This is a genomic window from Arthrobacter sp. NPDC092385 (genome assembly GCF_044755105.1).
Classification (GTDB): Bacteria; Actinomycetota; Actinomycetes; order Actinomycetales; family Micrococcaceae; genus Arthrobacter_D.
In genome coordinates this window covers 11,856-25,255 of record NZ_JBIVQL010000013.1, presented here as the reverse complement: position 1 = coordinate 25,255, position 13,400 = coordinate 11,856, and the positions used below count along the sequence as shown (strand labels likewise).

The following is a 13,400-nucleotide window of genomic DNA, read 5'->3' as shown; positions in this document are numbered from 1 at the left end:
CTAGCTGTTGTCCGTCCGTACTGGACTGTCGTCGATTTCTTCCAGTACAGGCGATGCTTCGTCATTGACAGGCCCATCCGTCGAGGAGTCGTCGGCCGTTGCTGCAGACGAATCGCCGCTCCTGTCCGGGAGTCGGGTATGACCAGCCAGCGAGGTGGAAAGCTCCTCGTCTGCCGACCCGCCATGGGCCGGTTCTACAGAATCATTCATGCTTCGTCCTTTCAGCGGTGGTGCTTGATTTCGCTACCGCAGCCATGGGTTCGGCCGGCGTTATGGCTCCACCGGGGGTCAGTGGCCGGCTTCCGTGGTGCCGAACATCAGGGTCCGGCGCTGAACGTCGTAGTACACGGTCTCAGCTGAGGAGAGCAGGTCCTGAAGGTTGTCGGCATCATCGGCGTCAATGGTGAGGACTTCCTCCCACGCGCCCTGGTCGAGGACCAGCTGCAAGGTCCACGAGCCAGGCCGGCCCGGTTCTCCGGCCACCCAGCTGAACTGGTAGTGGCTGAGCTGCCGGACCTTGATGCTGTCATCGGTGACGGGCTGATTCAGGTTCTGTGCCATGGCGCTGTCTTCCTCCTTGTACAACCCACCCATCAGGTGGGCTTCTGGACTGGATGGAGCAGGAACCGGGACACCCCTTGGCTTCACTCGATGAACAGGCGGACCCGATGCCCTCAACGTAGTCGCACCGAGGGCACGAAGGCAGAATCGGTCGGATCCCTCCACCGCTTGACGGACGAGGAGACGGCGAAGAACGGTAGTACTGATGCCGACCCTCGATCCCCATATTCGGGTACACGCTGATGCTGGTCGGCTCGACGGGCCGGGTTGGTCCAGGAGACCCGTGGCGATGCTTGTCACGCAGGCGCGGGCCCGAGCCTGTTGATGATGGCGATGAGCTGGTTCCGGAGAACCTGGTCAGGCATCTTGGCTGATTCAGCTGCAGCCCCCCGCATCTGATCGATGCTTTCCACGACCGTCTGGCCGCGGGCTGTGATGCGAGTGCGTATCGAACGTGCATCCAGGGTGTCGCGGGCCCTGGACACCAGCCCTTTGACCTCGAGTTTCTCCAGGACTTTTCCCATGGTCTGAGCCTGCACATGAACCAGATCGGCAAGGTGCGTCTGGCTGACCGGGCCGCTGTCAGCCAGTGCCTTCAGCGTCGTAGCACCAGCATGGGTGACCTCCAAGTCCATCAGACGCTGGTTCTGGTACTGATCGTTCAATCGGGCGGCCGTACTCAACAAGCGACTGGTCGTCCAGTGTGCTGTATTCACGTACACCTACTTTCTCCCCGTACCCACCGTAGCCTCTGCTCCCGATCAGGGTGCCGAGCTGAGGCGGGCAGCGGGTCAGATCCGCCGGCGGTAATGGTCATGGGTGAGCTTGAGTTGCTCGGCCCAGAACTCGGATCTCCGTTCCCCGGACGCGCCAGGCTCGAGGTGGCCCAGGTGTTCGGCCAGTAGGTAGAAACCCTCGCCTGGTCCGTTCGAGGCCGAAAGCTTCACCACGGAAGACACCATGAACCGGCTGTGCAACAGGTCTGCTTTCACGATGTCAGCCAGTAGAGTCCCGAGCGCCCCGCGGTCCGCGGCGTGGCCGAAGTCGAACGGCACTGTACCGGCATCCTCGCTCACCTCATGATTCAAGGTCGAGTAGAGGATTCACCCCTGCCTGCGCGCCGTGTGCACCATGACATTCCTGGCGGCCTCCCTCATCAAAGCCCAGTCTTCATCGCTGCGTCCGTGCGGCATCCTGCCCCTTTTCCTCTGGTCTCTCGAAAGCCTAACGGGCGGGCATTCAACGTCAGCCGGGTCGAAGCGACCCACCGCCGTCGCGAAGGCCACTTCGACACAGTGGCTTCCGGTGAGCGTCGGTCCCGAAGGCAGGAAGCGTGGGCTGCGACGCATGACTACCTACACCGAAGGTAACCCGATCCGGCTTCCTCTCACCGAATACTCCGAGCAGTGGGAGATTGACGCGATGAACTCCGCTGCAGCGCTCGGACAGCACCACCCCGCGGGCTGTCGATCTGCCTCGAAGGCACCCGGGTCAGCGCGGGCCCGGGCTCCGATGGTGGGATTCGCGGTAGCAGGGTGCACACTGAAGGAACTTGGCTGTCACCGGATCACGGTACGTGAGATTCAGTCGGAGACATTGCCGGAATGTGAACGTGGCGGTGGGTTTCCCTCTCGCGGTCAAGAAGCCGGCCGCATGAGGGAGACACTAAAGTCCCTCCCGTCAGCCACGCCGTGTCGCCGTGGGTGGGCGTAGTCGTTCAGTAGAGAGCGGTGTAGGTTTCCTGACCGCCGCGTTCGGGCTTTCCGGGCGTTGACGCACCATGAACGTTGATCTCCTGGATAGGAGAATCATGAATGACGATCTTCTGACCTCGCCGCCCAAAGGGCGGCTCCTCGATCCGTCACCCGCATCACTGCAGGGATCCTCGGATGAGGTGCCCGGTAATACCGCCCTCTACTTGCAGGACCTCGTGCTCGAGAGCATGGATGTCGAGCATTTCCTCACCAATCTGGCCCGTGTGGCTGCCGAGTACTTGTCGGAGCCCGGACACGAGGTGTTCTGCGGTGTGACCCTCCTGCGGCCCCGGCACGCCGAGACCCTCGCCAGCAGCAGCCTGACAGCCCTGAAACTCGATGAGATCCAGTATGCGTTCGGTGACGGTCCCTGCCTGAGGGCTGCCCGTACCGAAGAACTGGTCCAGGTGCGGGACACGCGCGCGGACGGGCGGTGGCCGGAGTACTTCGCGGCGGTTGCCGAGCACGGCATGCTGTCCATCCTCGGGGTGCCCATTCCGTTGGAAGGTGAAGCCGATTGCGGGTTGAACCTGTATTCGGGCACGGTGGACGGATTCACGCCCGAGGCGATCCGGGCTGCCGAGGTCTTCGCCCGCGAAGCATCCCGCTCGCTTCGACTGGCGGTGCGTATGGCGACCCTGTCCGACCGACAGGCGCACCTGAGCGCCGCACTGGAATCAAGGACCATCATCGACCTCGCCGCGGGCATCGTCATGGGCCAGAACAAGTGCAGCCAATCCGCAGCGATCACCATCCTCAAAGCCGCCGCCAGCCACCGGAACATGAAACTCCGCGAGCTCTCAGCGCACATGGTCTCCTTGGTCAGCGACGAAGATCCCGCCACGCACTTCGACTAGGAGCCGGGCCAGTGCTCTACGGCTGGTTGACCCATTCGTCCCAGGGCACGTTCCAGTCCCCGAAGCCGTCCCAGACGTACATGGGCCCGTAGTCCGTGTTGAGGATCTGCACCACGTCCCCGGGACCGAAGGTGTTGTAGAAGTACTCTGCACCCTCGGGCGACATGCCGATGCACCCGTGGGACACGTTGAAGCTGCCGAGGGCCACCTGCGCGGCGGGCAGCGCCTCATGGACGAAGGCCCCGCCGTTGCTCAGGCGGCTCGCGTGGTTGACGACCGTTGGCGGGTAGTAGGCGGGGTCGCCCGGCTTCAGCCCGATCGACTCGGCCGTGAACCTCGTGGTCTCGTAGTGCTCCATGACCACCATGTAGCCCTCGGTGGACGGCCATTCCTCGGTGCCGAGCGTGATGGGGAACGTGCGGTCCAGCTTGCCGTCGAGGTAGACGTTCATGGTCTTGGTGTCGTTGTCGACGACGGCGAGGCGCGTGTTGTGCGTCTTCACCGTCAGCGTCTTGTCGGCGTTGCCGATCATGCCGCTGCCGAAGTCGACACCGAAGAGGTTCAGCTCGACCGTGATCGTGCTGTTGGGCGCCCAGAACGTCTCGGGCCGGTACCTGACCTTGGTGTCCGACAGCCAGTAGAAGGCGCCGGGCTGGCCACTCGTACTCGTCACGGTGATCGCCTTCTCCACTGCATCCCGCTTGGTGACCGGCTCGCTGAAGGAGAACTCGAGCGGCTGGCCCGTGCCCACGGTGCTGCGGTCAAGCGGGAACATGGACGCATCGGCCTCGTTGGCGGGCTGCACCGTGGTGAAGGATGTCGTCTCCCGCTGGGGCCGGCCCCCGGCATCGATCACCGTGTAGGAGAAGACGTAGTCGGTGTCGAAGGCGAGCCGCTCCGTCGCGGTCCAGCTGGCGCCGTCGGCCGAGACGGTGCCGGCGATGGGCGTGCCGCCGTCACGGGGCGCCAGTTCGACGGCGTCGAGCGTGGCTCCCTCGACGGTGACGGCTGCGACGGTTGCCGGGTTGACCGCCAATGCCTTGTCCGTGGGTGTCAGGCCCACCGTGTACTCGCCGTCGGCCTGGGCGGCGGGGGCATCCGGAGCTGCGCTTTCCGATGTTCCGGGCTGCGGCGTCGCGGTCGGGGACGTGGACGACGTCGGGGAGGACGACGGCGTCGCGTCGTCGTTCCAGGGCGATGCCGTGGCGATGCCCACGCCGCCTCCGACGACGACGACCGCCGCGGCACCGATGGCCGCGAACTTCCAGCCCGCCCGGTGTGCCGCTGCCCTGCTCGACTCCTGCTTCATGCGCATGCGCCTGCCCTCCGATGTAGCTGCCCCGGAAGCGATAGTACGCGACGCGGGCGCGGCTCACCGTGCAGGTGGAGGGCGGTTCCCACAACGATTCGGCCGCTGCCGGTACCCGGGAGGCACCAGCGGCGGCCGAAGGATTCGGACCTAGTAGCGGTACTGCTCGGGCTTGTACGGCCCGGCGACGTCGATGTCGAGGTACTCCGCCTGGCCCTTCGTCAGTTCGGTGAGCTCCACGCCGAGGGCGTCCAGGTGCAGGCGTGCCACCTTCTCGTCGAGGATCTTCGGCAGGACGTAGACCTCGTTCTCGTACTCGCGGTTGCCCTCGGCGTCGTCCTGCTCGAACTTCGTGTACAGCTCGATCTGGGCGATCGTCTGGTTCGCGAAGGAGTTGCTCATGACGAACGAGGGGTGGCCGGTCGCGTTGCCGAGGTTCAGCAGGCGGCCCTCCGACAGCATGATGATCGAGTGCTTCTCCACGCCCTCGGCCTCGTCCGCGGGGAGAACCCACTCGTGGACCTGCGGCTTGATCTCGATCTTCTCGACGCCGGGGATGCGGGCGAGCCCCGCGATGTCGATCTCGTTGTCGAAGTGGCCGATGTTGCCCACGATCGCCTGGTGCTTCATGCCCGCCATGTGGCGGGCCATGATGACGTCCTTGTTGCCCGTGGTGGTGATGAAGATGTCGCCCTGTGCGAGCACCGTCTCGAGCTTCGCGACCTGGTAGCCGTCCATGGCGGCCTGCAGGGCGCAGATCGGGTCGATCTCCGTGACGATCACGCGGGCACCCTGGCCGCGGAGGGCCTCCGCCGCGCCCTTGCCGACGTCGCCGTACCCGCAGACGACGGCGACCTTGCCGCCGATCAGCACGTCCGTCGCACGGTTGAGGCCGTCGGGCAGCGAGTGGCGGATGCCGTACTTGTTGTCGAACTTCGACTTCGTGACGGAGTCGTTGACGTTGATCGCCGGGAAGAGGAGCTTGCCCTGAGCCGCGAGCTGGTACAGGCGGTGCACGCCCGTGGTCGTCTCCTCGGTCACGCCCTTGATGCCGGCTGCGATGGTCGTCCACTTCCGTGGCTCCGACCCGATGGTGGACCGGAGGGTGTCGAGGAACACCGTGTATTCGTGCGAGTAGTCGGCGTCGCCCTCCTGGGGGTTCGCCGGTACCGCGCCGAGCGCCTCGAACTCGGCACCCTTGTGGACGAGCATCGTGGCGTCGCCGCCGTCGTCCAGGATCATGTTGGGGCCGAGGCCCTCGGCCTGGCCGGGCCAGGTGAGGATCTGCGTGGCGGTCCACCAGTAGTCCTCGAGCGTCTCGTTCTTCCACGCGAAGACGGGCACGCCCGCGGGCTCGTCGACCGTCCCCTTGCCGACCACGACGGCCGCCGCGGCCTCGTCCTGGGTCGAGAAGATGTTGCAGGAGGCCCAGCGGACCTCCGCGCCGAGGGCCGTCAGGGTCTCGATGAGGACGGCGGTCTGCACCGTCATGTGGAGCGAACCGGCGATCCGGGCGCCCGCGAGGGGCTGGGCCTCGGCGTATTCGCGCCGCAGGGCCATGAGCCCGGGCATCTCGTGCTCGGCGAGGCGGATCTGGTGGCGACCCGCCTCCGCGAGGGAGAGGTCGGCAACTTTGAAGTCGAACGTCATGGTGGCTGTTCCTAGCTGGAGTTCGGGGAGTTCGGAGGGGTGCGCGGGGTCGCTATGAGGCCGAGGCAGTGCCGCCGTGTGGTTCGGGGCGGAGGAGGACCGGGATGCCTTCGACGAGGCCGTAGGTGAGGGGTTCGCCGTCGGGCCCTGGGGCGGAGGACGTGAGGACGGCGCCGTCCTGGACGAGCTGCGACCCGGTGACCGGGCAGCGGAGGACATCGAGCAGCCGTGCTGGGAGGTTCGCCATGGGAAGCTTTCGCTCGGAAGGGACGGGATTCTGCCTCCAAGTCTAGCGCGGGAGCCTCCGGCGGCGGTCATCGGGATGCCCCTGGCAATCGCTCCCCCGGGCGGTCCGTCAGGGATCGCGCAGGATCCTGAGGTGGCCCCGCCGCGGGCCCGGAACACCGGCCGGAGGCTCCATCGGGGCCTTGCTGCCGCGCTTGCCCACCGGCTGCTGGTCGGAGGACGGCTCCGCCGCCGCTTCGCGCACCGCGTCCGCGAGGGCCAGGAGATCGTCCGAGTTGTGCTCGGGAGCCGCGCCAGGAAGCGTCAGCCGCACCACCTCCCAGCCGCGGGGCACCGTCAGGCGCCCGGCATGGACGGCGCACAGGTCGTAGGTGTGGGGTTCGGCATAGGTCGCGAGGGGGCCGAGGACCGCCGTCGAATCACCGTAGACATAGGTGAGCGTGGCTACAGCCGCCCGCTGGCAGGCTGATCTGGAGCATTGACGGAGTGATCCCACGATCGGCAAGCCTACCGGGGTTCAGACGCCCCGGTGGTTCCGACGCGCACCGCGGCACCGGTGGCCCTCGGCACGGCGGCCTGTTTCGGGAGTGCGGGCGGAAGGCCCAAGGCTTACAGTCTTTACATGCAGGATGCTTCCACTTTCTCGGTCAACCTGACCGATCCGACGTCGTCGGGCAGACGTCCCGCGCGGTCGTTCTACGAACGCCGTCGGAACCGGCGCGGACGCGGCATGCGCGGGGAACTGCTCCCGCAGCACCTGCCGGGATCCCGCACCCGGTCCGAGCAGTTCGACGACTGGGTCATGGAGTCGGCGCAACGCCTCGAGCGCCTGTGGGGCGAACGCATCCAGGACCTGCAGATCGTGGTGCAGGAGATCCCCGACGGCCTCGAGGACATGACGCCCGAGACGCTCCGGGGGCTGCTCGGCTCCTGCTCCCCCGCTGCACCCGGTCGGCCCGCGGTCATCACCATCTACCGGCACCCCGTGCTCATGGCGGCGCGCGCCCTCCTGCCGGTCAACGAGCTCGTGCACGACGTCGTCGTCGAGCAGACCGCCGAACTGATGGGCCTCGCGCCGGAAGCCGTCGATCCCGCCTACGGCCGCTCGCAGGCCTGATCGCAGCGGGCGTTCCGACCGCGGCTAGTAGCGGAGCTCCACGGGAATGCTCAGCGGACCCGTGGCGCCGGCCGGGATGCCGGACACCGAGATCCCGGCGCTTCCCCCGGGCAGCGTCATGACCTGCGCGCCGTAGACCGGGTCCCCGGTGGCGTTGATGACCACGGCGGCAGGCGCGCTGCCGATCGACGACGTCGGCACCGTCACGGAGGTGCCACCGGCGATGCCGATCACCACGGGTGCCCCGAGCGCACCGTCGGCTCCGACCGGGGTCAGGGTGACCTCGCCCCTGCCGCCCGGAGCGCCGAGCACGAGGGAGGTGTCCACGCCCTCCGCGAGCGCCACGGCGTGGTCGCTGCCCAGCCGCACGGCGGCCGGCGCTCCGGCGAGGTCCACGGGTTCGCCGGTGCTGATGCCGCGCGTGACGCGCGCGGACGCGACGATCGAGACGTCGGAGGTGATCGCGATGGTGTAGTTCCCTTCGGGGAGGGAGGCGAGGGGCACGGCCGTCACGCCGCCGGCGGCAGCCGTCACGACACCCCCGCCGGGCAGCTCCACCTCCCCGCCCGCGCCGAAGACCCTGATGTCGAGCACGGCGTCGTTGGATCCGGGCACGAGCACGTGCAGCTCGGGGGACGCAGAACCGTAGCCCTCCTGCTCGCGGATGCGCTGCGCCGTCGCGGCGTCCTGCACCACGACGCCCGGTACCACCTGGGTGAGACCGGCTGCGAGGCTCGGTGACAGCAGTTCGACGCCGCCCGGGGTGAGCCCGCGCAGCACGCTCTGCTGGATGACGCCGGTGATCCGCCCGCCGTCGCTGCGGACGCGGACGGCCACCCGGTCCTGGTTGCCGGCCGGCCCCGCGAGGACGATCTGCCGGCTCGCGCCGGGCGCGACCAGCTGGCCCCTCGTGCCGGCCGCCTCGATGGGTCCGTCCTGCCCGTACAGCTCGAGCGTCACGGTGGCGGGGGTCCCCGTCGGGTTGGTCAGCGTCAGGATCGACGACTGCCCCACGGTCGTGGAGGCGCCCAGGAGCCAGAAATCGCTCGACGGCACCTGGCAGGCGGTCGCGGCGAGCCCCCGGAGATCGCCGTCCGCAGCGGTGTAGGTGGTGGTCGCCGCGGCCACGGGCGTCAGTCCGCCCTGCGGCTGCGCCCGGAACAGCGACGGGGCATCGACCGCTGTGCCACGCGAGACGCCGGCGATCCGGTTGGTCAACCCGTCAGCGCCGCTGCTGGCGGGCGCGTCCGTCGCGAGGGAGGCTTCGGGCGCGAACTCCTGGATCAGCGCGAGCGGTGCGGTGCCGCCGACGGGCAGCAGGCCGCTCCCCGTCAGGGTGGCGCTCAGGTCGCTGAGCACCATCGCCGACACCGTGGTCCTCGCGGTGGCGGAGGCCGGGCTGAACTCGGGGTCCGCTCCCTCGACGGCGCTCTGGAGGAGGCGGGGCGGCGCCGGGCAGACGGCCGTGTAATCACCCGCCGGCACGGCCGCGGCGGGAACCGGGAGCTCGGACGCTGCCGGCCCGACGAGCGTGTCGGTGACGGCCCCGGAGGCGACTGCGGCGGTCGCGGCGAGAAGGAGGACGCCCGTCGCCGCTCCGGCGACGGTGCCCACCCGCGAGCGACGGCGGGAGCCGCCCCCGGCTGCCTTGTCGCGGGCCACTGCACGCGCCGCGACGGCGGCATCCGCGGATTCCGGGACAGCGGCGCCGGGCGCGGCCGCACCCGCCTCGGGCTGCGGGGAGCTTCCCTGCACGGGGACCTTCGGGCCGCCCCCGGTCGGCTCGGGCTTGCGCTTGCGTCCCATCACGTCGAACTGCTTCCACTGGTCGCGGGGTGCGGCTGGTCCTCGTGGGCCTCGGCGCCGGTCCCGGTGCCGCCGTCCACGCCGGTCTCCCCGGCTGCCCGCCCGGACCCGGCGGCCGGCCGGGGACGCCGTCCGCCCTTCGGCAGGGCGACGCGGGGCCGCGACGGGATGGGAACCGCCAGGAGCACCGTCAGCCCCAGGACGACCGCCTGCACGCCGCCGGCCCAGGGCTGGTACGGGCTGACGTACGAGACCGTCACGGTTCCTCCGGCGGCCGGTAGTGCGAAGGCCTGCCGCCAGTCGTCGGAGGTCGCCTCGAGCCTCTCCCCGTCGAGACTCGCCTGCCAGCCGGCGGCGGCTTCCTCCGCGAGGACGAGCCTCCTGCCCTCGGCTCCGGCAGGGATCGCCCCGTCCGCGGCGACCGCCGAGGACGGGACCGTCGCCTCGGTGCGCCCGTCCGCGCCGACCACGCGCACGCGGGCCGTGCGGTCACCCTCGTCCTCGGTGCCGTCGTCGCGCGTGGCCGGGACCACGCGCCACAGGCGCCCCGCGTCCGTGTCGCCCACCGCGGTGAGGCCCGGCACGGAATCGATGCGCCCGCTCAGGAAGTCCCCTGCGGTCTCGGACTGCTGGAGGACCACGAAGCCGACCCCGAGGTCGCGCAGGTCACCGCGCGGGTCCGCGCCGGTCGCGCCGACGATCACGGCGACCGTGGTCCGGAGCACCCGCACCGCCTCGCTGTCCTTCGCGGGCGCCACGTCGACGCCGCCCTGCAGCGTGCGGGCGGAGTAGAGCGGGTTGAGTGCATCGAGGGTGGTCCCGGAGCCGCGCATGAGCGAGGCGGCGACGTCGTCGTCGTCGTCCACCGTGATGACGAGCGTCCGGGTCTGGTCGGGACCGCTGCCCCGGTCCGCGGCCGTGGCCGGCAGCGGGCGTCGGGCCACGGATTCGAGCCCGACGGCGGTGCCGAAGTCCGTGGTGCCGGTGGCCGGATCCGGCACCTCCTCGGCCGGGCTGCCCGCGATGACCACCGGTTCGGCGGCGACCGCGGGTGGACCGGCGAGTTCCGGCGCCAGCCACAGGCCGAGGCTGAGGAGCGGGCCGACGGCGAGGACGGCACCCGCGGCGGCCGGGAGCAGCCGCCGCGGGCGGGCCGCCGGTGCGTCCGCGTCCCGCCGTCCGGGCAGTCCCGAGAGCGCGGCGGCCAGCAGGCCCAGGGAGACCACCGACACCAGCGGACCGGGGAACACCGGGATCAGGACCGCGGTGCCCGCCGCGACGGGGAGGACCGGCGCCACAGCGGCCAGCGCGAGGGCCAGGACGGCGAGGAGCCAGAACGAGCGCACGAGTGTCCTGCGTCCGCGCGGGAGGAACAGGGCGGCGGCCGCGAGCACGATCACCGGCGCGCCGATGACGACGGCCGCGACGAGCGACCAGGGGCCGTCCCCGAGGAACGCTGCCGCTGCCGGTGGGAGCATCGGGTCGAAGGACACCGGGAAGCCGAGGAGGTGCTGCCACGGAGCACCCGGATCGAAGGCGGAGGGCACGCCCGGGTCGCCGAGGATGCCCCGGGGACGCCCCACCGCGGACAGGGCGTACGGCAGGTGGAGGGCCAGGACGGGCAGCAGCGCCCACCACAGGACGCGGGCGCGGCGGCGTCCGACGATCAGCGCCACGACCAGTCCCACCACGACCACGGGAAGGAGGGACGGCGCGCAGGCCGTGACGGCGGCGAGGACGAGGCCGGCCGCGGCACCCGCGGTCCAGCTGCGCGTCCCGTTGATGCCCGGCTTGATGATCCCGTCGGGGAGCGTGCGCGAGGTCAGCCCCGCCCCGACCGCGCGGACGAGCCCGAGCAGCGCCAGGGGCAGGAGGATATGGGCGATCAGTGCGCCGAGGCGCCCGCCGCCGAGGGCCACCTGGAGGGCGGGGGCCGCCCCCCAGAAGAGTGCAGCCCACAGGCGCAGGCCCCGCGACCGCGTCAGGGCACCCGCCGTGAACCAGGCGCTGAGTCCCGCCAGCGGCAGGGCGCACACGACCGTGACGACGATGGCGGTGTTCGCCGAGCCGAGCCCCAGCAGGGAGAGGACCCAGAGCACGTAGGAGAACGGCGATCCATGGGCGGCGAAGCCGGCGCCGAGCCCGGTCCACCAGGACGTGGCGTTCGCCCAGATGGCGCCGGGGGTAGCGGCCGCCGGAAGCAGTGCGCCGCCGGCGAGGGCCGAGGCCCCGACGAGCCGGTGGAGGCCCACGAGGGCCGCGGCCAGGAGGACGACGACGGCGAGGACCGCCCCGGCGCCGACCCACAGGCGCGTCGGCGTGGCCAGCGCGGCGAAGTCGTCATTGCTGTTCCCCGACGGGATGTACTCCTCCGTGCCCTGCCCGTCCTGCCCGCCGGCGCCCCTCGAGGTGAAGGCGTCGACGACGGACCTGCGGTGGGACCAGACGTCGCGGCGGGAGGTGATCAGGGGCCGGACGATGGAGCGCGGACGCTGCCGGCTCCGGGCCGCCGAACGGCGCGAGCGCCAGAGCTGGACGGGCCGGGCGACACCGGCGAGGCTGCCGAGCAGCTGGCCGGTCCCGTGCGCGGGATCCTTCGCCAGGAGGCCGAGCAGGAGCCGGGCCATGCCGCCGAGGACGGCCCCCACGGCGAGGAGGGGCACGTTCCACGGGGCTGCGTGCTTGAGGCGGAGGTACACCTCGGCGGCGCGGGCTGCACGAGGAGTGGCCACGGGGTGGGGCCTGGCGGTGGCGTGGTGCAGAACGGCGGCCGGCACCACCACCACGCGGTTCCCGGCGAGGCGGTTCCGCCAGCACAGGTCGACGTCGTCCCCGACACCGTGGAAGGCCGGGTCGAAGCCGTCGAGCGCGTCCCACACGTCCCGGCGGACGAGCATGCCGGCGGAGTTCACGGCGAAGACGTCGCTGCGGGCGTCGTACTGCCCCTGGTCGTGCTCGTCGACGTCGATGAGCGTCAGGCGCTCGGCCCACCGGCTGATGGACAGCCCCACGTCCACGAGCTCGCGGCGATCATCCCAGGCGACCTGCTTCGCGCCGGCGACCGTGACGGACGGCGCGCGCTCGACGGCGAGGAGGAGTTCGGCCAGCGCGCCCGGCTCAGGGGCGGAATCGTCGTGGAGGAGCCACAGCCAGTCATGCGCGGCGGCCTCCCCGGACGTGCGCCGGACCGGGATCTCGGCGACCGCGGTCCGGACGGCGGTGCCGAATCCGGCACGGGCCGGGGCGCCGACCACGGGGCTGCCGGTGGGCAGGCCGAGCTGCAGGATCGAGGCGGACCCGTCCGTGGAACCGGTGTCCACTCCGACGCAGAAATCGGCCGGGCGGCTCTGGCGTGCGAGGGCCCCGAGAGTTGCGGGAAGGTACTCGGCGCCGTTGTGGGCTACGACAACGGCGGTGACGCGGAGGTGGAGCTGAATCAGACCGCTCGCTTCCGCAGCCTGCGACGTTCGCGCTCGGAGAGCCCGCCCCAGATGCCGAAGCGTTCGTCGTTCTCCAGCGCGTACTCGAGGCACTCGGACTTCACCATGCAGGAGCCGCAGACCTTCTTCGCGTCACGGGTGGATCCGCCCTTCTCGGGGAAGAACGCCTCCGGATCCGTCTGCGCGCACAGGGCATCGGCCTGCCAGGACAGCTCGCCGTCGTCGTCCATGGTGCCGGGAGCCAGGGGCATCCCGATCCAGGCGGGCCGACCGGCCGGAGCGGAGTGCGGCCGTGCATCCTCCCGGACGTCCGGCAGGATGCCGTAGGACGCGGGATCGACGGTCGGGAGAACCAGGAGGCTGCTGGGGCGCTCCTCGATGTCGGGAAGCCCGGCGAGCGCCTCGTGGGCGGTGAGGAAGGCCGTGGCCTGATCCTCGAGCGAGGACCGGGACCCTTCGCGGTACCGCTCGCCGGCCAGCGGATCAGCGGGGTCGAGGAACCAGTCGGCAGGGACACCCCTCGAGCCGTAGCGGGCCGAAGCCTGCGCTGCGATGTCTGGCGGTGTCTGCTGGCGTTCTGCCTGCCCCATGGTCAACCTTCCCGGTGTTGCCGTTCCAACATCAGCATGGGTCGACCCTCGCGCCCCGCTGCTGGAACAA

The 13,400-nt window shown here is 70.3% G+C and carries 13 protein-coding genes; 2 read left to right on the top strand and 11 right to left on the bottom strand.

From position 1 onward, the window contains the following. The 4 genes from ACIQCY_RS14995 to ACIQCY_RS14980 all read right to left on the bottom strand — a co-directional run bounded on the left by ACIQCY_RS14995 (position 1) and on the right by ACIQCY_RS14980 (position 1,637). Positions 1-210, bottom strand: a complete 210-nt coding sequence (locus ACIQCY_RS14995; RefSeq protein WP_400484697.1) for a hypothetical protein — start codon at positions 208-210, stop codon at positions 1-3. A gap of 78 nt (positions 211-288) precedes the next feature. Further along, the gene (locus ACIQCY_RS14990) at positions 289-561 is read right to left on the bottom strand and encodes a hypothetical protein (protein ID WP_400484696.1); all 273 of its coding nucleotides are present in this window, start codon (positions 559-561) and stop codon (positions 289-291) included. Positions 562-857: 296 nt separating this feature from the next. Next, the gene (locus tag ACIQCY_RS14985; protein WP_400484695.1) at positions 858-1,277 is read right to left on the bottom strand and encodes a MarR family winged helix-turn-helix transcriptional regulator; all 420 of its coding nucleotides are present in this window, start codon (positions 1,275-1,277) and stop codon (positions 858-860) included. 75 nt (positions 1,278-1,352) lie between these two features. Beyond that, positions 1,353-1,637 carry a hypothetical protein gene (locus ACIQCY_RS14980; RefSeq protein ID WP_400484694.1) on the bottom strand — a complete coding sequence of 95 codons (285 nt, stop codon included), beginning with the start codon at positions 1,635-1,637 and terminating at the stop codon, positions 1,353-1,355. A gap of 734 nt (positions 1,638-2,371) precedes the next feature. Here ACIQCY_RS14980 and ACIQCY_RS14975 point away from each other — a divergent pair. After that, positions 2,372-3,172, top strand: a complete 801-nt coding sequence (locus ACIQCY_RS14975; protein ID WP_400484693.1) for an ANTAR domain-containing protein — start codon at positions 2,372-2,374, stop codon at positions 3,170-3,172. Positions 3,173-3,188: 16 nt separating this feature from the next. Here the strand turns inward: ACIQCY_RS14975 and ACIQCY_RS14970 are convergent, their stop codons facing one another. The 4 genes from ACIQCY_RS14970 to ACIQCY_RS14955 all read right to left on the bottom strand — a co-directional run bounded on the left by ACIQCY_RS14970 (position 3,189) and on the right by ACIQCY_RS14955 (position 6,873). Next, a complete protein-coding gene (locus tag ACIQCY_RS14970; RefSeq protein WP_400484692.1) occupies positions 3,189-4,487 on the bottom strand; it encodes an Ig-like domain-containing protein in 1,299 nt (432 codons plus the stop codon). A gap of 144 nt (positions 4,488-4,631) precedes the next feature. Beyond that, on the bottom strand, positions 4,632-6,131 hold the full coding sequence (ahcY, locus tag ACIQCY_RS14965) for an adenosylhomocysteinase (RefSeq protein ID WP_400484691.1): 1,500 nt from the start codon (positions 6,129-6,131) through the stop codon (positions 4,632-4,634). A gap of 52 nt (positions 6,132-6,183) precedes the next feature. After that, a complete protein-coding gene (locus ACIQCY_RS14960; protein ID WP_400484690.1) occupies positions 6,184-6,378 on the bottom strand; it encodes a Trm112 family protein in 195 nt (64 codons plus the stop codon). 108 nt (positions 6,379-6,486) lie between these two features. Continuing rightward, on the bottom strand, positions 6,487-6,873 hold the full coding sequence (locus ACIQCY_RS14955; RefSeq protein ID WP_400484689.1) for a DUF3499 domain-containing protein: 387 nt from the start codon (positions 6,871-6,873) through the stop codon (positions 6,487-6,489). A 126-nt stretch (positions 6,874-6,999) separates the two neighbouring features. On the opposite strand from ACIQCY_RS14955, the gene ACIQCY_RS14950 reads away from it, so the two are divergent. Continuing rightward, positions 7,000-7,494 (top strand): metallopeptidase family protein, encoded by a 495-nt coding sequence (locus ACIQCY_RS14950; RefSeq protein WP_400484688.1) that lies wholly within the window; start codon positions 7,000-7,002, stop codon positions 7,492-7,494. A gap of 24 nt (positions 7,495-7,518) precedes the next feature. On the opposite strand, the gene ACIQCY_RS14945 is transcribed toward ACIQCY_RS14950, so the two are convergent. The 3 genes from ACIQCY_RS14945 to ACIQCY_RS14935 are packed head-to-tail and all read right to left on the bottom strand — an operon-like array spanning position 7,519 to position 13,330. Then, a complete protein-coding gene (locus ACIQCY_RS14945) occupies positions 7,519-9,300 on the bottom strand; it encodes a DUF5719 family protein (protein WP_400484732.1) in 1,782 nt (593 codons plus the stop codon). After that, positions 9,300-12,737 carry a glycosyltransferase gene (locus ACIQCY_RS14940; RefSeq protein WP_400484731.1) on the bottom strand — a complete coding sequence of 1,146 codons (3,438 nt, stop codon included), beginning with the start codon at positions 12,735-12,737 and terminating at the stop codon, positions 9,300-9,302. Before ACIQCY_RS14940 ends, ACIQCY_RS14945 begins: the two co-directional genes overlap by 1 nt. Beyond that, positions 12,737-13,330: a WhiB family transcriptional regulator gene (locus tag ACIQCY_RS14935; protein ID WP_400484687.1), complete on the bottom strand. Its 594-nt coding sequence runs from the start codon at positions 13,328-13,330 to the stop codon at positions 12,737-12,739. Before ACIQCY_RS14935 ends, ACIQCY_RS14940 begins: the two co-directional genes overlap by 1 nt. Positions 13,331-13,400: the final 70 nt, after the last annotated feature.